This is a genomic window from Treponema vincentii (genome assembly GCF_010365865.1).
In the GTDB taxonomy this organism is placed as follows: domain Bacteria; phylum Spirochaetota; class Spirochaetia; order Treponematales; family Treponemataceae; genus Treponema.
Genome location: NZ_CP048020.1, coordinates 2,235,347 through 2,257,787 on the forward strand (window position 1 = coordinate 2,235,347; position 22,441 = coordinate 2,257,787).

General features: G+C 45.9%; 18 protein-coding genes and 1 pseudogene. 7 read left to right on the forward strand and 12 right to left on the reverse strand.

The window, feature by feature from the left end; genetic code table 11:
• Nucleotides 1–8 precede the first annotated feature (8 nt).
• Nucleotides 9–725, forward strand: a complete 717-nt coding sequence (locus tag GWP43_RS10440) for a 5'-methylthioadenosine/adenosylhomocysteine nucleosidase (protein ID WP_162664105.1) — start codon at nucleotides 9–11, stop codon at nucleotides 723–725.
• A gap of 104 nt (nucleotides 726–829) precedes the next feature.
• On the opposite strand, the gene GWP43_RS10445 is transcribed toward GWP43_RS10440, so the two are convergent.
• The 4 genes from GWP43_RS10445 to GWP43_RS10460 form a co-directional block, all read right to left on the reverse strand.
• The gene (locus GWP43_RS10445; RefSeq protein WP_162664106.1) at nucleotides 830–1,657 is read right to left on the reverse strand and encodes an EFR1 family ferrodoxin; all 828 of its coding nucleotides are present in this window, start codon (nucleotides 1,655–1,657) and stop codon (nucleotides 830–832) included.
• A gap of 151 nt (nucleotides 1,658–1,808) precedes the next feature.
• Nucleotides 1,809–3,152 (reverse strand): butyryl-CoA:acetate CoA-transferase, encoded by a 1,344-nt coding sequence (locus GWP43_RS10450; RefSeq protein WP_162664107.1) that lies wholly within the window; start codon nucleotides 3,150–3,152, stop codon nucleotides 1,809–1,811.
• An 8-nt stretch (nucleotides 3,153–3,160) separates the two neighbouring features.
• On the reverse strand, nucleotides 3,161–3,940 hold the full coding sequence (locus GWP43_RS10455) for a short-chain-enoyl-CoA hydratase (protein WP_162664108.1): 780 nt from the start codon (nucleotides 3,938–3,940) through the stop codon (nucleotides 3,161–3,163).
• Between the two features lie 17 nt (nucleotides 3,941–3,957).
• Nucleotides 3,958–4,797 carry a 3-hydroxyacyl-CoA dehydrogenase family protein gene (locus tag GWP43_RS10460; RefSeq protein ID WP_162664109.1) on the reverse strand — a complete coding sequence of 280 codons (840 nt, stop codon included), beginning with the start codon at nucleotides 4,795–4,797 and terminating at the stop codon, nucleotides 3,958–3,960.
• Between the two features lie 473 nt (nucleotides 4,798–5,270).
• On the opposite strand from GWP43_RS10460, the gene GWP43_RS10465 reads away from it, so the two are divergent.
• The 4 genes from GWP43_RS10465 (at nucleotide 5,271) to GWP43_RS10480 (ending at nucleotide 10,955) form a co-directional block, all read left to right on the forward strand.
• The gene (locus GWP43_RS10465; RefSeq protein WP_162664110.1) at nucleotides 5,271–5,867 is read left to right on the forward strand and encodes a TetR/AcrR family transcriptional regulator; all 597 of its coding nucleotides are present in this window, start codon (nucleotides 5,271–5,273) and stop codon (nucleotides 5,865–5,867) included.
• Nucleotides 5,868–5,955: 88 nt separating this feature from the next.
• Nucleotides 5,956–8,457: a PEP/pyruvate-binding domain-containing protein gene (locus tag GWP43_RS10470; protein ID WP_162664111.1), complete on the forward strand. Its 2,502-nt coding sequence runs from the start codon at nucleotides 5,956–5,958 to the stop codon at nucleotides 8,455–8,457.
• A 225-nt stretch (nucleotides 8,458–8,682) separates the two neighbouring features.
• Nucleotides 8,683–10,047, forward strand: a complete 1,365-nt coding sequence (locus tag GWP43_RS10475; RefSeq protein WP_162664112.1) for an MATE family efflux transporter — start codon at nucleotides 8,683–8,685, stop codon at nucleotides 10,045–10,047.
• Nucleotides 10,048–10,118: 71 nt separating this feature from the next.
• A complete protein-coding gene (locus GWP43_RS10480; RefSeq protein ID WP_162664113.1) occupies nucleotides 10,119–10,955 on the forward strand; it encodes a mechanosensitive ion channel family protein in 837 nt (278 codons plus the stop codon).
• 287 nt (nucleotides 10,956–11,242) lie between these two features.
• On the opposite strand, the gene GWP43_RS10485 is transcribed toward GWP43_RS10480, so the two are convergent.
• The 3 genes from GWP43_RS10485 to GWP43_RS10495 all read right to left on the reverse strand — a co-directional run bounded on the left by GWP43_RS10485 (nucleotide 11,243) and on the right by GWP43_RS10495 (nucleotide 15,156).
• Nucleotides 11,243–12,277 (reverse strand): ABC transporter substrate-binding protein, encoded by a 1,035-nt coding sequence (locus tag GWP43_RS10485; RefSeq protein WP_162664114.1) that lies wholly within the window; start codon nucleotides 12,275–12,277, stop codon nucleotides 11,243–11,245.
• A 58-nt stretch (nucleotides 12,278–12,335) separates the two neighbouring features.
• A complete protein-coding gene (locus GWP43_RS10490) occupies nucleotides 12,336–13,424 on the reverse strand; it encodes an ABC transporter ATP-binding protein (protein ID WP_162664115.1) in 1,089 nt (362 codons plus the stop codon).
• Nucleotides 13,425–13,488: 64 nt separating this feature from the next.
• The gene (locus tag GWP43_RS10495; protein WP_162664116.1) at nucleotides 13,489–15,156 is read right to left on the reverse strand and encodes an ABC transporter permease; all 1,668 of its coding nucleotides are present in this window, start codon (nucleotides 15,154–15,156) and stop codon (nucleotides 13,489–13,491) included.
• A gap of 153 nt (nucleotides 15,157–15,309) precedes the next feature.
• On the opposite strand from GWP43_RS10495, the gene GWP43_RS10500 reads away from it, so the two are divergent.
• The gene (locus GWP43_RS10500; protein WP_162664117.1) at nucleotides 15,310–16,176 is read left to right on the forward strand and encodes a MurR/RpiR family transcriptional regulator; all 867 of its coding nucleotides are present in this window, start codon (nucleotides 15,310–15,312) and stop codon (nucleotides 16,174–16,176) included.
• Nucleotides 16,173–17,661: pseudogene (gene gnd, locus GWP43_RS10505) on the forward strand (decarboxylating NADP(+)-dependent phosphogluconate dehydrogenase). The gene GWP43_RS10500 and the pseudogene gnd overlap by 4 nt, the downstream one beginning before the upstream one ends.
• A gap of 125 nt (nucleotides 17,662–17,786) precedes the next feature.
• Here the strand turns inward: gnd and pyrE are convergent.
• From pyrE to GWP43_RS10530, 5 genes are all read right to left on the reverse strand, one after another.
• Entirely contained in the window at nucleotides 17,787–18,449 is a 663-nt protein-coding gene (pyrE, locus tag GWP43_RS10510) for an orotate phosphoribosyltransferase (protein WP_203232403.1), read from the reverse strand.
• 15 nt (nucleotides 18,450–18,464) lie between these two features.
• Complete coding sequence (locus tag GWP43_RS10515; RefSeq protein WP_162664118.1) at nucleotides 18,465–19,745, reverse strand: dihydroorotase; 1,281 nt, start codon at nucleotides 19,743–19,745, stop codon at nucleotides 18,465–18,467.
• A gap of 3 nt (nucleotides 19,746–19,748) precedes the next feature.
• Nucleotides 19,749–20,516 carry an orotidine-5'-phosphate decarboxylase gene (pyrF, locus tag GWP43_RS10520; RefSeq protein WP_162664119.1) on the reverse strand — a complete coding sequence of 256 codons (768 nt, stop codon included), beginning with the start codon at nucleotides 20,514–20,516 and terminating at the stop codon, nucleotides 19,749–19,751.
• Nucleotides 20,517–20,584: 68 nt separating this feature from the next.
• Nucleotides 20,585–21,559, reverse strand: coding sequence for a dihydroorotate dehydrogenase (locus GWP43_RS10525; protein ID WP_162664120.1), 975 nt, complete (start codon nucleotides 21,557–21,559; stop codon nucleotides 20,585–20,587).
• A 37-nt stretch (nucleotides 21,560–21,596) separates the two neighbouring features.
• Nucleotides 21,597–22,436, reverse strand: coding sequence for a dihydroorotate dehydrogenase electron transfer subunit (locus tag GWP43_RS10530; RefSeq protein WP_162664121.1), 840 nt, complete (start codon nucleotides 22,434–22,436; stop codon nucleotides 21,597–21,599).
• Nucleotides 22,437–22,441: the final 5 nt, after the last annotated feature.

The following is a 22,441-nucleotide window of genomic DNA, read 5'->3' on the forward strand; positions in this document are numbered from 1 at the left end:
GAAGAGAGATGAGAATTGGTATATTTGCGGCGGAGCAACAGGAAATTGAAAACATCCGACAAAGTCTGCAAGGGCGGAAAATCGAAAAAGCAGGGCTCGTATTTTATGAAGCGGAACACGGCACGCATACGGTTATCAGTGTGTGCGGCGGAATCGGTAAAGTGAATGCAGCGATTTGTACGCAGCTGCTGATTTCGGAATTCGGTGCGGAGGCGATTATTAACACCGGCACTGCAGGAGGTTTAAACGATTCGCTGCATATATTCGATTTGGTTGTGTCTACCGATGCGGTACAGCACGACGTGGATGTTTCGGTATTCGGCTATGCGAAAGGACAGATCGCCGGTACTGCGTCTCCGTTTTGGAAGGCAGACGACGGTCTACGTACTGCGATAACGGAAACGTTTACCCGTCTGAAAGCAGATCGTGCGGAAGATTTTGCACATACCAACAGCATGATTGCAGGCCGCGTCGCTTCGGGCGACCGCTTTATTGTAGACCCTGCGGTAAAGCAGGAAATTATCTCGACGTTTAAGGCCGACTGTGTCGAAATGGAAGGCGCCGCTGTTGCTCAAACCTGCGTAATGAACGCCGTACCCTTTGTAATATTGCGCTGCATTTCCGACAATGCGGGGGAGCCTGCCGCAATCTCGTATCAGCAATTTTCAAAAGAGGCTTCTCGCATTTCTGCCACGCTGGTGTTGCATACGATTGCCCTCCTATAACTTTTGCAAACAGACGGCGCATCTGCGTTGTCACATCATTAAAAGTGTACAAGGATGTAATTTTAGGCGAGGATGTCCGGGGTTTTACACAATAGCGACGTTTTTTACTCTGTAAAAAACTCCGAAGCGGCAGGGCGCGTATAGTTTTGTTCCAGCATAGCTTTATGCGACAGGAACAACGGATCGTCGAACGACTTTGCTTTGGTGTGGCAATGCACAATACAGGCTTGGCACTTTATACAGATACCGGGAACTAATGACACGTCGTTTTTGTCGATCGAACCCATCGGACATACGGCTGCGCAAACGCCGCAGTTGTCGCATTTAGCTTTATCGGTAACCGGTTTTGCCTTTAAGAAATTCACCGGTTTGCCGTCAGTGCCGAGCGGAACATAATAGGCGGTAAGAGCTTCGTTCCTTTTTATCGAGGCATTGGAGAGGGGCAAAGCGGATTTTTGCAGTTTTCCAAAAACGGTATCGGCAAAAGCGGCTATACGCTTCTCATCGGCATCATCCGGTCGCCCGATACCTACCTCGGCAAACGCATGCTTGCACACTACCGCACCGGCACCGATTACCGAAAAATTATTCTTTTCCAACTCCATGTGAAGCTCGCTCAAGGAATTGTCAAAACTGCGGTTACCGAAGGTAACAACTGCTACGGCAGGGGTTCGCTTCCCTTTAAACAGATTTTGCACAAAGGGCAACACTTTATTTGGGATACGCCCTGCGTAAGTCGGTACACCGAAAATAACCAAATCCTCAGACGAATACGTTCTGGCGTCAACATGAGCTGCAGGCAGCGTAAAGTCATCCGATTCAACCGGAAGATTCAGCTTTTGCGAAAGCAACGCTGCCAGCCGTTCAACCACCCGCTTGGTATTGCCGGTAGGGCTAAAAAAAACCGCCTTGATATTTTTAATTGGTTGCATACTCTCTTCCTTTTATAGCGGAGATTAGGAACAAACGCACCGGAATCTTGTTTTGCAATATCCCGATGCGTTTGGATTTTGATTGAAAAAGCCGTACGAGGATGTCGCAAAAGTTGGTTTACTTTCTCGACATCCCTACGCAGGAGAATGGCTATCGTTTATTGGAGCGCTTCCATATATGAAGTTTTTCCGCTTCGGCAATGAGCGAATCTCTAAAATCGGGGTGCGCGACCGAAATTAAGGCTTCCGCCCGCTGCCATGCCGGTAAGCCCTTTAAGTTGACCTTTCCGTATTCGGTAACGAACCAATGGACATTCGCCCGCGTGTCGGTAACGACGGAACCGGGTTCAAGTGTCGGGCGGATACGGGAAGACAGTGTTCCATTCTTGTCCTTAAAGGTTGACGAACAGCAGATAAAGCTCTTACCGCCTTTGGATAAATATGCGCCCAATACGAAGTCAAGCTGTCCGCCCGCTCCCGAAATATGTTTTGTTCCCGATGTTTCGGCATTCACCTGACCGAATAAGTCAATATCCACTGCGTTATTGATGGACATAAAGTTATCGATCTGTGAAATAACCCGCGCATCGTTCGTGTAGGAAACGGGAGCCGCCATACATGCAGGATTGTTATGCACATAGTCGTAGAGCTTTTTTGTTCCTGCCGCAAAAGCAAACACCTGCCTCCCCGGATCGATCGCTTTCTTTGTGCCGGTAATTTTTCCCGCTTTTGCAATATCGACAAAAGCATCGACATACATTTCCGTGTGCACGCCGAGGTCTTTTAAATCGGACTTTGCAATCATCGCACCGAGCGTATTAGGCATACCGCCGATACCAAGCTGCAAGCACGCTCCGTTCGGAATTTCTTCGATAATGAGCTGTGCGACAGCCTTATCGACCTCGGAGGGTTCGCCTTTATCGACAAGCTCATCTATCGGCGGATTATCCCCTTCGATGATCATATCGACATCGGAAATGTGAATCTTATCATCGACGCCGTTTATACAGTTCGGCATATTAGTGTTGACTTCTACGATGGCGATATCCGCACAATCCGTAACTGCTTTGAGGTGAGAGGCATTCAAACCGAAATTGAAAAAACCGTCTTTGTCCATCGGGGTCGTTTGGAAAACCGCTACGTTGAGGTGCTTAATATTTTCGTAATACCAGCGCGGCAACTCCGAATAGCGGAGCGGTATATAAAAGCCGAATCCGGCGACGATGGTTTTACGTTCATACCCTGACATGTGCCAAGAATTCCACGTAAAGTGAGCCGCAGGAGCTTTTATTTTAAAGATTTCCGGCTCTCGCAACAAAACACCGCCTCTGATATTGATATCTTCAAGCTCAGGCAGCCGGGCGGCAAATGCTTTATCGAATGCGACTGTGGTGTTATTGCCCCATCCGTAATCGAGCCAATCGCCCGACTTGACCGCCTGAGCTGCTTTTTCCGCTGTAGTCAGCTTTTGTTTGTATAACGTACTGTAATCCATGACCATTCCTAGCGGTTATTGAACTTTTCGATTTTTTCTTTTTTGACAAAAGCGTTCATAGCCATTTTTTGGTCTTCCGTTGTAAAGCATTGAGCAAATTCTTCCGTTTCAATGGCAAGCGCTTTGTCGATGCTTACCTGCAGGCCTTTATTGATGGCTGCTTTTGCCTGTTTTATTGCAAAGGGAGCTTTTTGGCAAATGGTTTGCGCCATGGCGAGCGTTTCCTGCATTAAGGCTTCCGGTTTTGTTACTTTATTAACAAGACCGATTGCAAGCGCTTCCTCCGCTTTTATCGTGCGGCAGGTGTAGATCAGCTCTTTTGCACGCCCCGCCCCGACAAGTCGTGCGAGCCGCTGCGTACCGCCAAATCCCGGCGTAATACCCAAGCCTGTTTCGGGCTGCGCAAAGCGGGCGGTTTCCGAGGCAATACGAATATCGCATGCCATCGCAAGTTCGCAGCCGCCGCCCAAAGCAAAGCCGTTTACTGCAGCAATAACAGGGCACGGGAAGTTTTCAATATGCAAAAACACCTTGTTCCCAAAGGCACCGTATTCTGCTGCCTGTGCCTTATTTTTATCTTTCATTTCCGAAATATCGGCGCCCGCTACAAAACTCTTTTCTCCGGCGCCGGTAATAATCACTGCATAAATGTTTTCAGCTTTTTCAACCTCATCCAATGCATGATTAAGGTCGGTCAACACCTCGGTGCTGAGCGCATTTAAAACCTGCGGTTTATTAATGGTGATTGTCGCAATATGTCCGTCTATATGGAACAGTACCGTATTCATCTGTCATACCTCCGCTTTTACTTTGAATAGTCAAAAAAGCCTTTCCCGGTTTTACGTCCGAGTAATCCACCCCGTACCATCTTACGGATAAGCGTACAGCAGCGATATTTGCTGTCGCCCGTTTCACGATACAATACGTCCATAATCGCCAACACGACATCAAGACCGATTAAATCGCCGAGTGCAAGCAGCCCCATCGGATGATTTGCGCCGAGCTGCATTGCCGTATCGATATGTTCAGCAGTCGCAATACCTTCCTGCAGAATAAAAGCAGCTTCGTTAATCATAGGAATGAGGATCCGGTTTACAACAAAACCGTGTCCTTCTTGTACCTCAACGGGTGTTTTTCCCAAACTCTTTGCCGTTTCTATAATCGTATTTTTTACTTCGACAGGCGTGTTGACTCCTGAAATAACTTCTACCAACTTCATTCTATCGGCAGGATTAAAAAAGTGCATTCCAATAACAGGGTGCTTAATGCCCTTCGCAATTTCGGTAACAGACAGGGAAGATGTATTCGTCGCGAAAATGACTGATTCTTTACAAATACCGTCCAACTCGGTAAAGAGCGTTTTTTTAGCTTCGGCGGTCTCCAATATAGCTTCGACAATTAAGTCGCTATCGGCTAAATCTTTGTATACGCCGGTCTTTAAATTGCCTTTGATGGAGGCAACCGCTTCTGCGGTTATCTTGCCCTTTGCGGCCAATTTGTCATAATTTGCCGCAATCTTATCTATTCCCGACTGTGCCCATTCGATCTTTATGTCGCACACCGTAACCTGATACCCGTTCGAAGCAAATGATGCGGCAATCCCCTGCCCCATCGTGCCTGCACCTACAACACCGATTTTCTTCATAGTGAAGCTCCTATACATACCATTTTGTAACACTTACCGCCCGAGAAGGGATATTCCGGGCAGTGTTGCCGCCGGCAACGCCGGTGAAAAACGCCTCATAGACATCTCGAAAGGCTCAGTTGTTCTTCAGGGATGCCCAGCTTTAAACGCAAGTATAGCGTATCACAAAAAACGCCTAAAATAAAGCCCCGGTTTCCTTTAGATTTAATATGCGAGAGGTGACATCAATCATCGTCTACGCACTTTCTCTCCTTTCCGGCTTCCATACGGATAAGTACCCGGTATCCCATAGGCGTTCCCCTTCCCTATATCAATCAATGAATATAAAGCAAAATATTCATTGACATACACGAAGTCTTTTGCTATATTAGCAATGAATAAATGATAAAATATTCACAAACATAGAGACGAGTGAGTAATCCCGAAACACTGTGACGAGGTATTAAACGCTCCGTATGAACGAAGGATGCAGTATGCCGAAAGCATTTACCGAAGAAGAACGCATAAAAATAAAAGAAGCGCTTATGGAAACCGCGCTCGATTTATTTCACGATAAGGGCACAAAATCGTTAAGTATAGCCGAATTGACCAAGCGGGTCGGTATTGCGCAGGGAAGTTTTTATCATTTTTGGAAGGATAAGGATGCATTGATTATCGAACTCATTGTGTACCGGTCAAATCAGAAACTACGCAATAGTGAAAAAAAGTTTTCAACATCGCTTACCGACCCGGCAGCATTTCTCACGGACATGATATACAAATCTTCGATTGATCTTATGACAAAAATTCAAAGTCAGCCTATTTATCAGGATGCGTTTAAGCTATTTGAAGTAAAGGGGCAAAATGAAGTGCATAAAATCGAAATACTGTATCAAGATTTTTTAGCAAAGCTGATACAATATTGGGAACAAAATAATGCGGTAAAAAGGGTTGATAAAAAAGGCTTAATGAGCGCATTTATCGGAAGTTCGGTTTTGTGTTCTCAGTGTTATCAATTTGATAAATCGTATTTTAACGATGTACTGCAAACATTTATCTCCGGAATTGTGAATAAGTATATAGAAGTATAGCGGCATGAATGGAACCGCTTAAAAGAAAAAAGGAATAGAAACTGCACCGAAAATACTGTGCGCGTTTTCCTTAAAGGAGTTGAATACAATGCGGATAGCTGATTTTACACAGATACATAAAGATGATGTACTCATTGCAGGCGGTAAGGGAGCAAACCTTGGCGAGATGACTGCTGCGGAAATACCGGTTCCTAAGGGATTTGTGATTACCGCAGATGCGTATCGGGAATTTCTCAAAGAAAATAACATAGATGAAATTATCTTGCGTATTCTTACAGAAGCGCAAACGAATGAACAAGCCTTGTTATCCGCAGCAGGAGTATTTCGAGAAAAAATCATAGTAGGACATTTTCCCGTTCAATTGGAAAAAGAGATACGGAATAAATATGCGGAACTCGGAGAAGCTGCGAGGGTTGCGGTTCGCTCATCGGCAACAGCGGAAGATTTACCTGATGCGAGTTTTGCAGGCCAGCAGGAAACGTATTTAAATGTGCAAGGGATAGAAGATGTACTGATTCAAATACGCCATTGCTATGCTTCACTATGGGGAGAGCGAGCGGTAAGTTACCGGTTTAACCAAGGGTATAATCAAAGCGCTGTAGCGATTGCCGTTGTCATTCAAGAAATGGTAGAAAGTGAAAAAGCGGGCGTTCTGTTTACCGTCAATCCGGTAACACAAAACAAAGATGAAATGCAGATCAACGCAAGTTACGGATTGGGAGAAAGTGTGGTAAGCGGCCGGGTGACGGCAGATAGTTATATTGTAAATAAATCAGGAGATGTACTGGAAGTAACTATCGGAACTAAAGAAACGCAAATTGTCTATGCGGATAAAAACACAAAAGAAGAATCGGTAAGCGAGGAAAAAAGAACAGCGCGGGCATTGAATGATACTGAGATTGCAGCTCTAGTGAGCGCTGCATTAAAAATAGAAAAACACTACGGTATGCCGATGGATATTGAATGGGCAATACAAAAGAACGAAATATATATTTTGCAAGCACGCGCAATAACAACCTTAAAAAACAATGATGATGAGAAGCTTATTCAAAAATATATCTCAAAAAGGCCATTATCAAAAATGATGAAAGAAAATATGGCTTTTCAGTTTGAAAAAATGCCGTTTGCCTACCGTGCGTTGGACTTTGATTATATGATAGCAATTAACGACCAAAAAGCACGGATATTCGCAGAGGGCGGTATTGTTTTTAATTCAAATCCTACAATTGATGACGATGGTATTCAGACACTTCCGGAAAATAAAAAAGGGTTTACTCTGCGTATTTTTCATATCTTTAAAATCATACGGATGCTCAAAAATTTCGGCTATTGTTCGGACGTATGTAAAAATTTTATGGCTCAGTATGAACAAGAGATAGCACATATTAAAACCTTAGATTTCGAACATATAACATTAGCCGAATGTACTGTATTTATGGAACAGAGTTATGCGCTGACAGAAAAACTTACATACGATAGATTTAAATATGCCTTATTTCCATCTTTTTTAATGAGCAAAAAATTCACCAAAATAATCAAACGTGTAGATACGAACTACTCCGCCTTTGATTTTTATTGGGAACTCAATAATAAAACAGCTGTCGTTACCAATGATATTTCACGCATGGCGGATACGATACGGAAAAACACAGCTCTAACGGAAGCTATATTATCCGGAGAGAGCTTTAAAACATTATGTATCGATTTTCCTGTATTTAAACAGCTTGCGGATGATTTTATCAAATGCAACGGTTTTAAGTCTGATTACAACTGCTATTGCATCGAAGCAAAAACATTTATCGAAGATCCCGATAGGCTTGTCAATATTATACGCCCATTATTAAACACCTCTGATACAGCCGATCAGCATTCCGATGATAATAAGAATAAAAATTATACGAATTTAATACAGCAATTAAAGCATATTTATGGAAACAAATATCCGCGTATAGAACAAGACATACAGCACTTCCGATACTTCCATGTCGTTCGAGAAGAATCGCAGTATTTATGGGAAACACTCTTTTATTATGTTAGGCAGTGTGTAAAGCGGATAAATATTCTTCTATTAAATAGCGGAGATTATAAACATGGAATTGCAAATCTCTTTCACCGTGAGTTAATGCAAGTATTGAAAGCCGGATATATCAGTGATGTTTATAAAGAAAAGATCGCAAGGCGGAATGAAAAATTTCCACTTGCGGAAAAGGTTTGGGAAGCTTCAAAATTACTGGTGTTCAATTCAAAGGGCGATGTGCTGAAAGGGGTGAGCGGAAGCCCGGGAACTGCTGTAGGAACGGTGCGCCTTATCCGCACACCTAAAGAATTTTATAAGATGCAAAAAGGAGATGTGCTTGTCTGTCATCTCACCGATCCTGAATGGACACCGCTTTTTAAACTTGCAAGCGCCGTCGTTGCGGATACCGGCTCTGCACTCAGCCATGCTGCGATTGTTGCACGGGAGTTTAATATACCGGCAGTATTAGGCGTCGGTTTTGCCACCACCAAATTCAAGGACGGCGACCTCATCACCGTTGACGGCAATATCGGTGAAGTGCGGAGCAGTGCAGACGCATCAGGTACTTTTTAATCACGCCCGCAGAATATGTGAGTCCGTTCAACCAGAATTTCGCCGCTTTGCGACTCAAATGGTTGCCCTGCCTCACATATTCTGCGTTACTTTATATACTCCCCTGATGCGTCTGCACTGGTTTTGAAAAATAGTGGGAAATTTTATTTAAAATTTCCCACAAAAAAGAAGGCAACCGCTCAAAAGATTTTCGATACGGTTGCCTTAAATTACGGAGTTGCTAAGATGGATTCAAAAGAGCAAAGACGATTCAATATTTTAACAAAACCGATTTTTCCGCTATTGGTCAAAATGTCAATTCCGACAATAATCGGCATGTTGATCAGCGTTATATATAATTTAACCGATACCTTTTTTGTCGGACAATTACACAACAGATCAATGATTGCGGCAATCGGTGTGGTGTTCAGTTTTGTCAGTGTTATTCAAGCAATCGGGTTTTGGTATGGCTACGGCAGCGGTAATGTAATGTCAAAAAAAATCGGCGCAAAAGACTATGCGGAAGCGGAAATTTTTTCTTCAATAGGTATTGTCATTGCAATCGTAACCGGCATCGTAATCGCAATCGCAGCATATATTTTTGTTGTACCGCTTGCAAAACTGATCGGCGGTAGTGCATCGCAGGATGTACTCACCTTTACAGTGCAGTACTTAAAGATCATTATCATCAGCATTCCGTTCAGTTTATACGCAATAACCGTGTATAATCAGCTGCGCCTGTGCGGGAATGTACGCGATGGAATGATCGGCTTACTTTCCGGAATGTTGAGCAATATGGCGCTGGATCCGCTGCTGATGTTTCCGCTTAACATGGGGTTTATCGGTGCAGGCTATGCAACGCTCATCGGCCAGATAATCGGGTGCATTGTGTTGACGCTCTTAGCAAAACGACACGAGAGTATTTCGTTCAATCTAAAAAAAGTACAATGCAACAAGGCGCGCATGTATCATATTCTTGCGGGAGGGCTTCCTAATTTTTCGCGGCAGGCAATTACCGGTGCCGCATTGGTGCTGCTCAATGTTACGGCAGCGCACTACGGTGAAAGTATGATTGCTGCTTTGACGATAAGTTCAAAAGTTGTCGCATTGGCTTTTATGATTATGATCGGCTGGGGACAGGGGTTTCAACCGATTTGTGCAATGAATTACGGCGCAAAAAAATACTCCAGAGTAAAAAGAGCTTTTATTACTACCGTTGCCGTGGGTACCGTTTTTTTAACAATCGCCTCAATAATCTTATACATCTTTGCCGAACAATGTATGCAGATGATGTCAAACGATGATGAAGTTGTATCTACCGGAATTAAGATACTCAGGATGCAATGCTTCTCGCTGCCGTTGCTCGGCGCTTTTGCCGTCAGCAGTATGTTCATGCAGAATATCGGCAATTATTTTTCAGCGCTCCTGATATCAATTTCACGGCAAGGCTTTTTTTATGTGCCGCTCTTATATGTTTTACCTGCCCTATACGGAAAAACCGGGATCTACCTGTTGCAGCCGGTTTCCGATTTTTTATCGTTCCTGTTTGCCGTTACGGTGGTGTGTAGGTGGTATGGGAAAAAGAACCCATCCAATAGTTGTACAAATTAGTTAAAGTATTCCTATCATTTCACAATTTTAATACCTTTATTGTTTTTTATAATTATGCTAAGCTCTCACCTATGACCAGTATAAGCAATGTTATCGAAAATTTCACCGGCTTTTTTACTACCGAAACAAACGAAATACTCACTGCAAAAATATGGAGTATTACACAATTTATTGTAATTCTTTTTGTTCTCTCTCTCTTCTTTAGAGTAGTTAATTCCATCGTAAAAAAAATTACCGTAAAAAAATGTTCACTGCAAATACAGCATGTAATCAATAAGATTATCCGATACGCGGGTTTTACTGTCATGGTGTTAACAGCCTTTCATCGTTTAGGCATAGATATCAGTGCAATACTCGGAGCTGCGGGAATTGCCGGCGTTGCTATTGGCTTTGCAGCACAAACTTCAATATCAAATATTATTTCCGGACTCTTTGTTATAACCGAACGGGCATTTAAAATAAACGACACTATCGAAGTAAACGGGACAATAGGCACTGTGCAAGCAATTAATTTATTGTCGGTTATTCTCAAAACATTTGACAGCCAATATGTCAGAATTCCGAATGAGACCATCATAAAAGCAAACCTGATTAATTACTCACAGTTTCCGTATCGGCGTGTAAAGACGGAATTGTCCGTCGCTTATGGTACTGATTTAAGAAGAACGGAACAAATTCTATTAGCCGTTGCAAAAAACAATGCATTCACTCTTGATGATCCGGCGCCTTCAATTCTTTGGACAAGCTTTTCAAGTTCAAGTATTGATTTTACGCTTATGACATGGACAAAAATCGAAGACTTTAGAAATTTACGTAATTCATTATTCATCGAAATAGATGAAAAGCTTAAACAGGAAAATATAATCGTACCCTTCCAGCAACTCGACATTCATATAAAGGATGACTAAACAATAACGATACCCGAACTTGACCAATCAATACCTCCAACACAGAGCATTGCCGAGGACGGCGGGTATTAAACTCTCCGCACAAATAAAAAACCTCTCAGCCCTTACATTGTAAGTTCCGGCAGATATTGCAAAAACAAAACGTCCCTCTGAAATAGTATGCTTATGTTACAGCGACTTGAAGAAAAATGAGCCGTACGAAATATTTTTATCTTTTATAAATTTAATGCGATCTGCTATAAACACAGACCGCATTTTATGCACAATGATTTAATAACCGTCTTGTCCTACTTTGACTTAATTGCGTTGTTCCATGCTTCGAGCAGGCGGTTCTTGTTTTGACCCGACCAGATAAAATCATATTTAATGAGCTTGGTATCACGTAATGCAACAGCTTCATCGGGAGTATGCGCATCGGGATTAGTCAAGAAGTGATAGGAGTCGGTATATTTCTGACCGATTTCGAGGCACGCGGGAGTCATACACCAGTCGATGAATATCTTGGCAGCTTCAGCCTCGGGAGCGCCTTTGATCATAGCAACGGATCCAACCTCGTAACTGGTACCATCTTTCGGAACGGAAAGATGAATGTTGGTATAACCTTGTTTCATCAACCGGATACCGTTGTGCAAAAAGGTAATACCGACGGCGCATTCGCCGAGCGCAGCCGACCGGGACGGCGCTTCACCGCTTTTAGTATACTGCTTAACTTGACCGTTCAACGCCTTCATATACTGAATACCTTCTTTTTCTCCCCGCATCTGTACCATTGTTGAAAGCAACAAATAACCGGTGGATGCAGAACCGGGATTCGATACGATAATTTGTCCTTTAAATTCAGGCTTTAATAAGTCGTTCCACGATTCAGGATAGGCGACACCGGGGTGATCTTCAAACCAGCGTTTGTCGCAGATAAAACCGAGATAGCCTACGGTAAGCCCTGTCCAATAACCTTCCGCATCTTTAAAGTTCGGTGCAATTTTTGCGGCAGACGGCGAAACGTATGCTTCCAATAATCCCTCACCCTTTGCAGTGATGAACGAATCGGCAGATCCGCCGTACCATACGCTTGCTTTCGGGTTTGCTTTTTCCGCACGAATCCGGCTCAAGGCTTCGCCTGCGCTCATACGTACAAAATCGACGTGAATACCGGTTGCTTTTTCAAACTCTGCTGCAACCTTCATACCGTACTCTTCAACATAACCGACATACATCGTCAAATGTTTCGGTTTTCCATTCCCCTGCTCCGCTTGCCCACCCATAGCAAAGAGCATTCCTGCAGCAACGATCGCTGCAAGCATCATACTGCACATTTTTTTCATATAGACCTCCTCATTAATGGGAACCTCTGAAAATCCAGCTTGGTTTTTTAGAGGTGTCCTAATCTACTATATATATGCTATCCTCATGCAGACGGATAGATACATGCTCATTTTCTGCAAACAGCTTACCGCCCATCGGGTTAAGTTGTTCGGCATCCAGTACGATATCGCCGAGTTTAACTCGGTACTCTTGGTGTGCGCCCATAAAAGCAGACATCACAATATCGCCTTCAAACTGACCTTCCGTACCGACCGTTACGGATTCGGGGCGCACTACGGCGGTTACCGTGTCGCCTACGGCGAATTGCTTTTTTGCATAATTTGTTATGTGCAACACCGTACCGTACAGTTCAACGGCAAGGCCGTGCTCATCACGCCCCTTTACCTCGCCCTTAATAAAGTTTGCCCGCCCGATAAAGTCGGCGACAAAAACAGAAGCAGGACGCAGATATACTTCTTGCGGTGTTCCTACCTGCTCTATCTTCCCCTTATTCATAATGATGATACGGTCGGAAAGCGCCATTGCTTCCGCCTGATCGTGGGTTACATAGATACTCGTAACACCGAGCTTACGCTGAATCTTGCGGATTTCGGTACGCATATTTACGCGCAGTTTTGCATCGAGGTTAGACAGCGGTTCATCAAACAGCATTACAGCAGGTTCCATAATGAGGGCACGGGCAAGTGCCACACGCTGCTGCTGTCCGCCGGATATCTGCGTTGGGAAGCGGCTTTCCATACCGGTTAGCCCGACCAGCTCAATCATCGCTCCGACCTTTCGGCTGATTTCTTCTTTAGATAATTTACGGAGCCTCAATCCGTATGAAATGTTATTAAACACATCATAATGGGGAAATAACGCATACGATTGGAACACCATCGCAGTATCGCGCTTATCAGGAGTTAAACTATTAATCCGCTCATTTCCCAGAAACATATCGCCTGACGTCGGTGTTTCAAAACCTGCGATCATCCGCAGCGTAGTGGTTTTTCCGCAGCCGGAAGGACCAAGCAGCGTTACGAATTCGCCTGCATTGATGGTAAGATCAATATCATTGACCGCGCGGAACACCGACTTATCGGGAGAAACATATTCTTTTACAATGTGCTCTAACCGTACCGGTTGAGATTTCTCATTCTTTACCATATCGTTACCTCATTGTGTGAACAAGGGTATCTCTAAAAACTAACCGAGCTTTTAGAGATACCCATTATGTCAATTTAATGTCTTTTTTATTTACGCCGAGCAACCGTATCAGCCGGTAGAGGATTGCAATCGCAATGTATACAACGACAATCAGCATCGTTGATAAGGCCGAAGCGACGCCGAATTTTCCCGAGTCTACCTGATCGAGAATGGAAACCGTCAAAAGCTTGTACCGTGCCGATACCAAAAAGATAACGGCGCTGATCGATGTCATACTCTTTACAAAAGTGTAGACGAGTCCGCCGAAAAATGCGGTTTTAATGAGCGGCAGTGTAACGGTTGTAAATGTCGTAAACGAGTTCGCGCCTAAATCAGCCGCTGCTTCTTCTATAGAAGGATCAATCTGCTTTAATGAGGTTACACCCGATTGTACGCCGACGGGAAGATAGCGGAACACATACGACAGCACGATGATGAGCATTGTACCGGTAAGCACAAGCGGCGGAGTATTAAAGGACAGCACATAACCGATTCCCATGACCGTACCCGGCACCGTCATACCGAGCATCGAAATCAATTCCATTGCTTTTCTACCGACAAACCGCTTACGTACCGTTAAAAAGGCGATAACCATTGCCAATATACCGGTAACCGGAGTCGCAAGCGCCGCCATCAACGTTGAATCACGGAGACTCTTCATACCGATACCGAATGCATACCGGTAGTGTTCAAGAGTGAACGTATAATTAATACCCCACAGTTTAACGAACGAAACAAGCGGAATGAGGATATACAAGCCGATAACGATGAACGAAATAAAATAGCAGCCTGCATTGATGGGCGCTGCGATATGTTTTTCATCAATGAGCACTCGTCCGCGTGCCGCCTTGCCGGTAATGGTAACAAAGGTTTTCTTTTCTACCCAGAGCTTACTAAGCGCAAAAAGACCGATCGAAATCAGCAGCAATAAAATAGCCACTGCTGCGCCGCCCTGCATATCATAATTACCGATTGCCTGATAGTAAATTTGTGTCGCTAAGGTTTGATAGTTGCCGCCGATGGTGATGGGATTCCCGAAGTCGGCAACCGATTTGATAAATACCAGCAAAAATGCGTTCGCAATACCGGGTAAGCAAAGCGGCAACGTAACGTGAAGAAAGGTCTTGCCCCGTGAAGCACCCATATTGCGGGCTGCTTCTTCAATTGAAGGATCAATCGAACCGAGCACTCCGTTTAAAAGCAAGTATGCAATAGGAAAGTACGAGAGCGTTTGTGCAAACAAAAGCCCGCGGAATCCGTAGATATTCACATCCTGTAAACCGAGCAGCGTGTAAGAAATCAGCCCCCTGCTGCCGAACAACAAGATAATCGACAATGCGATGGCAAAAGGCGGCGAAACAATCGGAAGCATGGCAATCAGGTTGAAAAGCCGCTTCCAGCGCATGTGGACATAAGCGGCACTGTAGGCAAACAAAAAACCGATAGCAGTAGAAAGGATGCCGCTCGCTGCCCCAAGCGTCAAACTATGACTGAGTGCCTTAAAATTTTCTTCCGACGTAAACGCACGGAGATATGCATCAAAGGAAACGACACCTTCATACGAAATAAAACTTTGAATGAGTACTTTTACTAATGGGATAACGGCAAACACAATCAGCGAAACCATTGTAAATATAATGGTAAACACTAAAAGCGGATCAACCGGTTTGTTTGACGCCGGCATCTTCAGCATATCTGCAATCTCCTTCTAAACGATCCCTCAAAAAAACAATTGAGGTGAACTATACTAATAGCTTACACCGAAGAATATCTGCTGTCAAGAAAAAAATATTCCTTGCATAAAAAAAATTTTCAAGATATACTAATAAGAGAGATGGTCAATAAGATGAATACAGAAAGCGAAACAACAGTAAGTGTTCTTTATACTATTAAAAACCAGTATGGATCACTCAGTGAAAAAGAACGGCTCATTGCAGATTTTATTATCGAGCACAAAGGGGCTACTGTTGATCCAAGTATCACCGAGCTGGCAGCACAAATCGGTATCAGCGAGGCGACACTGGTACGGTTTGTTAAAAAGCTCGGTTATCAAGGCTATCAGAAATTCCGTATTGCGCTTGCCCGCGAAAGTGCTGCCGATAATGCGCATATTTTTGAAATAGCGGTTGACGGAGATGAGCAGGAAGAAGATGTTATCGACCGTATCTTTAAACATACCATACAGGCGCTCGAATCCAGCCGGAAACTCCTCGATAAAAAAGCCGTCATAAAAGCAGCGGAGCTTATGACAACTGCCCGACATTTGCTGCTGTTCGGATTCGGCGGTTCAAATGTAAACGCCCGCGATGCTTATCATAAGCTGTTACGGACGGGGCTTGCATGTATGTACACTGATGAATTTCACATGCAGCTCATGCTCGCTTCACAGGCATGCGCTGAGGATGTGGCATTGCTGTTTAGCCATTCGGGAAGAAATTATGATATTGTTGCGTTGGCAGAGGAGTTGAAAACACATAAATGCCCGATCGTTGTCATAACCAGTTATGACAACTCACCGCTTGCGCATTGTGCGGATATATTGCTGACGGTGAGTCCCGTACTCAATTCGGTTATTTCGGAATCGTTTTCGGACAGTTTGGCGGTGGGTACGCTCATTAATGTGCTCTACGTTGAGGTCATGAATAGGCTGAAAGAAACCGGCTTACAGAACTTAGCAAAAATGCGCAGAGCAATTGCAGGGAGAAGAATATGAAAGCATCTATCGGTATTATCGGCCTTGCCGTTATGGGAGAAAATCTTGCATTAAATATGGAAAGCAAAGGTTACACTGTTGCGGTGTTTGATATTCGCCCTGAACGGCCGGATGAATTTGCCGGTTCAAAGGGTGCGGGAAAGCGGTTTATTCCTGCACACAGTCTGTCGGAATTGGCCGCTTCTCTTGAACGTCCCCGGAAAATCTTGATGATGATAAAGGCCGGAGAGCCTGTCGATCAGGTAATTCAAAGTCTACTGCCGATTTTAGGTGAAGGCGATGTTATTATTGACGGCGGTAATTCCAACTTTGCCGATACGGAGCGGCGTATAAAACAGGTTGAAGCAAAAGGAATCTTGTATATTGGGATGGGAGTTTCCGGCGGAGAAGAAGGTGCTCTGAACGGGCCGTCTCTTATGCCCGGCGGAAGCGCAGCCGCATGGCCGCTTGTACAACCGCTGCTGCAAACCATTGCCGCACACATAGATACGAGCCCCTGTTGTAATTGGATTGGAACAGGCGGTGCAGGGCATTTTGTTAAAATGGTGCATAACGGGATTGAATACGGTGATATGCAGCTTATCTGCGAAATATACGACATTATGCGCAAAGTGCTCAAAATGCCTAACGAAGTGATGAGCACGGTTTTCTCCGATTGGGATAAAGGAGAACTCTGTTCGTATCTGATAGAAATCACTGCGAATATCCTCAACTACCACGATACGGACGGATCCTATTTAATCGACAAAATTGCAGATACAGCCGCACAAAAGGGAACAGGTAAGTGGGCAGGTATGACGGCCTTATCCGAGAGTGTTCCCCTCACGTTGATTACCGAGTCGGTATATGCCCGCTGTTTAAGCAGTCAACGGACACAGCGGACGGAAACGTCGGAAGTATTCTCCGGTATACAAACAAAAGCACCGAATGCAGCAGGAATATCTGTTGCCGAACAGTCCGACACATCTGCCACCGGCAATGAAGTCTTACGCATTTTGCATGATGCGCTTTACGCTGCTAAGATTATTTCCTATGCACAAGGATTCGAGTTGATTAAAACAGCGGATGAGCATCACAGCTGGGGAATCGATCTCGGAGAACTTGCACTTCTCTGGCGCGGAGGCTGCATTATTCGATCGGTGTTTTTGGAGAAAATCAGCGAGGCCTACATCCGCAATAAAGATTTACAGAATTTAATTGCCGATCCCTATTTTAGCGGAGTTTTATGCCGTACGCAGCTTGCACTGCGGCAAGCGGTAACGTTCGCTGTTCTCAATGGAGTTCCTGTTCCGGCGCTTTCCGCAGCACTGGCATGGTTCGACGGTATACGCTGTACCCATCTTCCGGCAAATCTTTTTACAAGCGCAGCGCGACTACTTCGGTGCGCACACGTATGAACGCACCGATAAAGCTCCGGGTACATTTTTCCATACAAACTGGACAGGTTGCGGAGGAGAAACATCATCTACAAGCTATACGGTGTAAAAAAGTAGAGACTTGTACACCGCTTCGATACTAAGACAAGCCAATTAACACACTTATTCCTACCGGCATCACCATGCGGCGACAGTAATGACACACCTCAATACGAAAGAAACGGTTCCTTCCCCTTACCCGCGCCGTACACGGTCAAACCAAGTTTCGGGTTCCTTGTTCCATTCAAGCGCGATAGCGGCTTCTTCGGGGCTTAAATACTTTTCTTTTTGCAAGAGCTCAATTAAAACCGAAAAACGGGAAAGCGATTCAAAGGGGCAGTTTTCGTTTTTAAAATTGGCATCAGCTTGCGCAAATTGATAAGAAAAAATCGCTTTTAAACTCACTTCTGCGGCTCCGGCTGCACGTAAGGACTTCACCGCGCCGATGCTGCTCTTTCCTGTCGAGATTAAATCTTCGATAAGCGCTATCTTCTTACCCGCAACGGCTGCCCCTTCTATTGTGCTGCCAGTTCCGTGATCTTTCGGTGCGGAACGCACGTAGGCAAGCGGTTTGTTCAAGGCATTTGCAATGAAGGCCGCCCACGGAACTCCCGCCGTAGCAACGCCCGCAATCACATCGGTATCGGCAGGAATTAATTGTGTAAAGGCCTCCGTAATGAGGGTGCGCTGCTGAGGCCAACCTAAAAGAGAGCGGTTATCGCAATAGATAGGGCTGCGTATCCCCGAAGCAAAGGTGAAGGGCTCCGCAACGTTAATCTTGACGGCTTTTACCTCAAAGAGCGTGCGGGCAACCGCAATTTCTATTTCTTTTTTATCACGACAAATCGGATTACACACAGTATTCCATCCTCCCTATGCCTGAAATACGAAACGTCCGGCGGGGCGTTCCCGTAAGTCGGCGGCGAAACGGCCGTCGCGGTAGACTATGTTGCCGTTTACAATAGTCATATAATTTTTACCGATAAAGTTCCAGCCCTCAAAAGGAGACCACCCGCATTTCGATACTATGTCCTTTCGGCCGAGCTGCCAGTGTACCGCGGTGTCGGCAACGGTAATATCGGCATCGGCGCCTTTTGCAAGTACCCCCTTGCGCGTTAGCCCGAGGATTGCAGCAGGATTTTCACTCATCAGCTTTTGAAGCAGCGGCAGCGTGATATTTCCTTCCGCCGCCGCAGTGAGCATCAGCGCCAGCGAGGTTTCGGCGCCGGGGATGCCGAAAGTCAGCTGTGCCAGTTTTTCATCCAGCGTATGAGGCGCGTGATCGGTGCCGATGGTATCGACGTAGCCGTCCCGGACGGCCTGCATCAAAAATGCAGTATCGGATTGCGCTTTCAGTTCGGGCTTCATCCGCAACAGCATATCGGCTTCGGGGCTCGCTTCCCGCATACCGGTATGTAAAAAAAGATGATGAGGCGTTACTTCCGCATAGATGGGATGCTGCCGGTTATGTAATTCAGGATTTTGCTTCGCCTTGATGACCGTTCGCATCTCTTCTTCGGAAGAAATATGACAAATATACAGACCGTTCCCATAGCGGGCATTCAGCTCAATCGCCTTACCGATCATCTCCGCTTCGGCATGGACAAAGACCAAGCCGCCGGCCTTAAAAATTTCAGCCAGCAGAGCGGTGTCTTCAATCAGCATAAGACCGGTGCTCACATTCATAAACACCTTCGTACTGCGCGCCTGACCGCTGCCGATAACGCGCCGGATTTCATCAATATTATTGTTTTTTGAAGCGCCGAAGTGGAAGCCGAAATTAACGGCTGAAACCCGCGCCGCCTGTGCAATTTTTTCCGCAAGCGCCTGAGCCGTTACCGTCGGCGGCTGCGTATTCGGCATATCAAAAAAAGTCGTTATGCCGCCTTTTGCACAAGCACGCGAACCGGTATAAAAATCTTCTTTATGGGTAAGCCCCGGATCTCTCATGTGGGTATGCAGGTCGATAATACCCGGCATAACGAGGCGACCTTCCAAATCAATTTCCTGCGAATCCTGTACGGCATCCCCCTCTTTTGAACAGCACTGACCGGATATACCCTGTTTGATGATGATATCTTCAATTATACCGCCGTTGATTACAAGGTCGATAATTTCGTTGCGGATGGTTTTCCCGTTTTTGAGTATGAGCACCGTTTAGTCCTCCGTTGCCCGTCTAATCTCCTCCAAAACCGCATATACAGCCTGAACGGGATCGGGATGTTGGGTAATCGGTCGGCCGACCACCAAATAATCGGCACCGTTTTTTACCGCTTCGTAAGCAGTCATCACCCGCGCCTGATCTTCTTTGCGGTTTTGAGCATACGAGCCGCTTTGGGTAAAGGCTGGGCGGACTCCCGGACATACGGTAATGAAACTCTTACCGAAACGCTGTTTAATAGCGGCAGCCTCCTGCGCAGAACAGACAATACCCTGCAAACCGGCATTGCTGACAGCGGCAGCCATCGCTTCGACGGTTGTTTCGACATCGACGGCAGCTCCGTAGAATTGCTGTAAGTCTTGTGCGTTTAAATTGGTTAAGACCGTTACGCCGATGCAAATGCTCTGAGAGCCTTTTTCTTTGAGCATCTCGGCGACTGCCCGCATGGTTTTTTCGCTGTTGGAGCAATGTACGTTGAACATGAATACATTTTGCTCCGCCGCAAAAAGGCAGGCCTGTACAACCGTGTTGGTAATATCGTGGAACTTTAAATCCAAAAACACCTTTTGGTTTTTTCCGTGCAAGTAATCGACAATGGCTCCCTTCGTCCGTAAGAAAATTTCGAGCCCTGCCTTATACACCGTAACACTATTGCCGAGCTGCTCCACGAGGGCGGCTGCTTGGTCGAGTGTGTTATAGTCCAACGCAACAATCAATTTTTCGCGGACAGCGCTGCTGATGGTTCCGCATTGTGTTTTTTCCATATTGTAAAACTCCTCCGGGATGAGGGTATCTCAAAGCTGTTTGCTTTCGAGACTCCCCTACTCTCCTCTTATTGAACGGTATTGCGAACAGTACTGCGATGTTTGAGTTTGCTGCGGTATGCAGCGCCTCCGTCGGGATGGCTGCGGCCGACCAAATCCGTAACGGCAGTTTGATGCCTTTCACAATACCGTTCAAGACCGTCAAGTATTTCTACCGCAGCGCAAGGATTATTAAAAAGACCGCAGCCGACCGCAACTGCCGAAGCGCCTGCAAGTATAAATTCGATTGCGTCCTCCGCAGTCCGTATACCGCCCATCCCGACGATCGGCAGCGACGTAACCTGCGACACCTGATAGACCATCCTGACCGCGATGGGCTTTACCGCAGGGCCGGACAGTCCGCCGAAAATATTGCCGAGCAGAGGCTTTTGGGTATTGATGTCGATTGCCATACCGGAAACCGTGTTAATCAGCGACAAGGCATCCGCGCCTTGGGCCTCCGCGATGCGGGCAAAAACCGTAATGTCGGTAACGTTCGGCGACAGCTTCACAATGAGCGGTTTCCGGCTTGCCGCCCGTACCAGTGAGACCACCCGCTCCGTTTGCGCCGGATCGGTACCGAAAGCCATCCCTCCGTGCTTTACATTCGGGCAGGAAATATTGAGCTCTACGGCCGCGACTTCCGCGATGCCGTTCAGCCGGGCGGCAAGTTCCGCATATTCTTCTGCGGTTTTGCCGTTAATATTAATAATCAACGGGATGTGCAGCTGCGGAAGGATTTCCGGCAATACCCGCTGCACAAACTCATCATAGCCGACATTTTCCAAGCCGACGCAGTTGAGCATACCGGACGGCGTTTCTGCAATCCGCACCCCTGCATTACCGTCCCGCGGCTCAAGCGTTAACCCCTTCAGTACCGCCGCACCGAGTATATTCGGATCAAAGAAATCCGCATAGTCGGTACCGTAGCCGAAACAGCCGCTCGCCGTCATCAACGGATTCGTTAAATGTAAACCTAAAAAATCCAAGGTAAGTTTGCTCATATCATTCTCTCAATTATCACGGCTCATTCTCTCATTGTTACGGCAATTCGTACGGAAACAAAAGCGAATCGAAAACAGGGCCGTCGGCGCATACTTTTTTCACCCCCGCAGCTGTTTGAATGGAACATCCCATACAGGCGCGCACACCGCAAGCCATACGGCGCTCAAGGGAAAGCTGACAGGGTAACTGCGCCGACTGCGAAAACGCACGTATCTTATTCAGCATCGCAGTTGGCTCGCAGGCATAGATCATCGCAATGTCCGCAGCCGCCCCCCCGCTGCCACAATGTTTTTCAATATACGCTGAAAGTACGTCCGGTACAAACCCGTGAATACCGAGGCTGCCGTCATCGGTACAAAGGATGAGTTCAATATCCGCAGGCAGGGCAAAAAAATCGATAAGTTCTTGAATATGCCGGTCGCGTCCTCCTGCAAAAAAAATAATGCGCGCTTCCGGCTGCCTGCTGCAAATCGCCCGTATCAGTTCAGGTAGCGGTGCAAGTCCTATGCCGCCTCCCGCGATAATATGACAGGAACCGGCGGAAGGAACCATAAAGCCGTTCCCCAAGGGGCCTTGAATAGCAAGGCTTTCACCGGCACGGTACTGCGTTAATTCTTGTGTGCCGGCGCCTATGGGGCGATATACAAAGCTCAAAGTACCCTGTTTCTCATCAAATGAATGCAGACTGATGGGACGGGGTAAAATATGAGATTTATCGTGCAAACTGATCATGTAAAACTGTCCCGCACGGGGAAAATCGGAGCCTTCCATCATCCGCGGCCATCGGACGGTAAGACAGTAATAATCGGCTCCCGCATATTCATGGGAAACAATTTCGGTTTTTTCAAAATGCTTCTTTCCGCACCGGTGTTCCATACCGC

Bases quoted from the DNA above. Each gene is read 5' to 3' on its own strand.
- GWP43_RS10445 (WP_162664106.1), bottom strand. From the start codon at position 1,657: ATGCAACCAATTAAAAATATCAAGGCGGTTTTTTTTAGCCCTACCGGC.
- GWP43_RS10530 (WP_162664121.1), bottom strand. From the start codon at position 22,436: ATGGAACACCGGTGCGGAAAGAAGCATTTTGAAAAAACCGAAATTGTT.
- GWP43_RS10450 (WP_162664107.1), bottom strand. From the start codon at position 3,152: ATGGATTACAGTACGTTATACAAACAAAAGCTGACTACAGCGGAAAAA.
- GWP43_RS10495 (WP_162664116.1), bottom strand. From the start codon at position 15,156: ATGCTGAAGATGCCGGCGTCAAACAAACCGGTTGATCCGCTTTTAGTG.
- GWP43_RS10500 (WP_162664117.1), top strand. From the start codon at position 15,310: ATGAATACAGAAAGCGAAACAACAGTAAGTGTTCTTTATACTATTAAA.
- GWP43_RS10490 (WP_162664115.1), bottom strand. From the start codon at position 13,424: ATGGTAAAGAATGAGAAATCTCAACCGGTACGGTTAGAGCACATTGTA.
- GWP43_RS10465 (WP_162664110.1), top strand. From the start codon at position 5,271: ATGCCGAAAGCATTTACCGAAGAAGAACGCATAAAAATAAAAGAAGCG.
- GWP43_RS10470 (WP_162664111.1), top strand. From the start codon at position 5,956: ATGCGGATAGCTGATTTTACACAGATACATAAAGATGATGTACTCATT.
- GWP43_RS10455 (WP_162664108.1), bottom strand. From the start codon at position 3,940: ATGAATACGGTACTGTTCCATATAGACGGACATATTGCGACAATCACC.
- GWP43_RS10440 (WP_162664105.1), top strand. From the start codon at position 9: ATGAGAATTGGTATATTTGCGGCGGAGCAACAGGAAATTGAAAACATC.
- pyrF (WP_162664119.1), bottom strand. From the start codon at position 20,516: ATGGAAAAAACACAATGCGGAACCATCAGCAGCGCTGTCCGCGAAAAA.
- GWP43_RS10525 (WP_162664120.1), bottom strand. From the start codon at position 21,559: ATGAGCAAACTTACCTTGGATTTTTTAGGTTTACATTTAACGAATCCG.
- GWP43_RS10480 (WP_162664113.1), top strand. From the start codon at position 10,119: ATGACCAGTATAAGCAATGTTATCGAAAATTTCACCGGCTTTTTTACT.
- GWP43_RS10485 (WP_162664114.1), bottom strand. From the start codon at position 12,277: ATGAAAAAAATGTGCAGTATGATGCTTGCAGCGATCGTTGCTGCAGGA.
- GWP43_RS10475 (WP_162664112.1), top strand. From the start codon at position 8,683: ATGGATTCAAAAGAGCAAAGACGATTCAATATTTTAACAAAACCGATT.
- GWP43_RS10460 (WP_162664109.1), bottom strand. From the start codon at position 4,797: ATGAAGAAAATCGGTGTTGTAGGTGCAGGCACGATGGGGCAGGGGATT.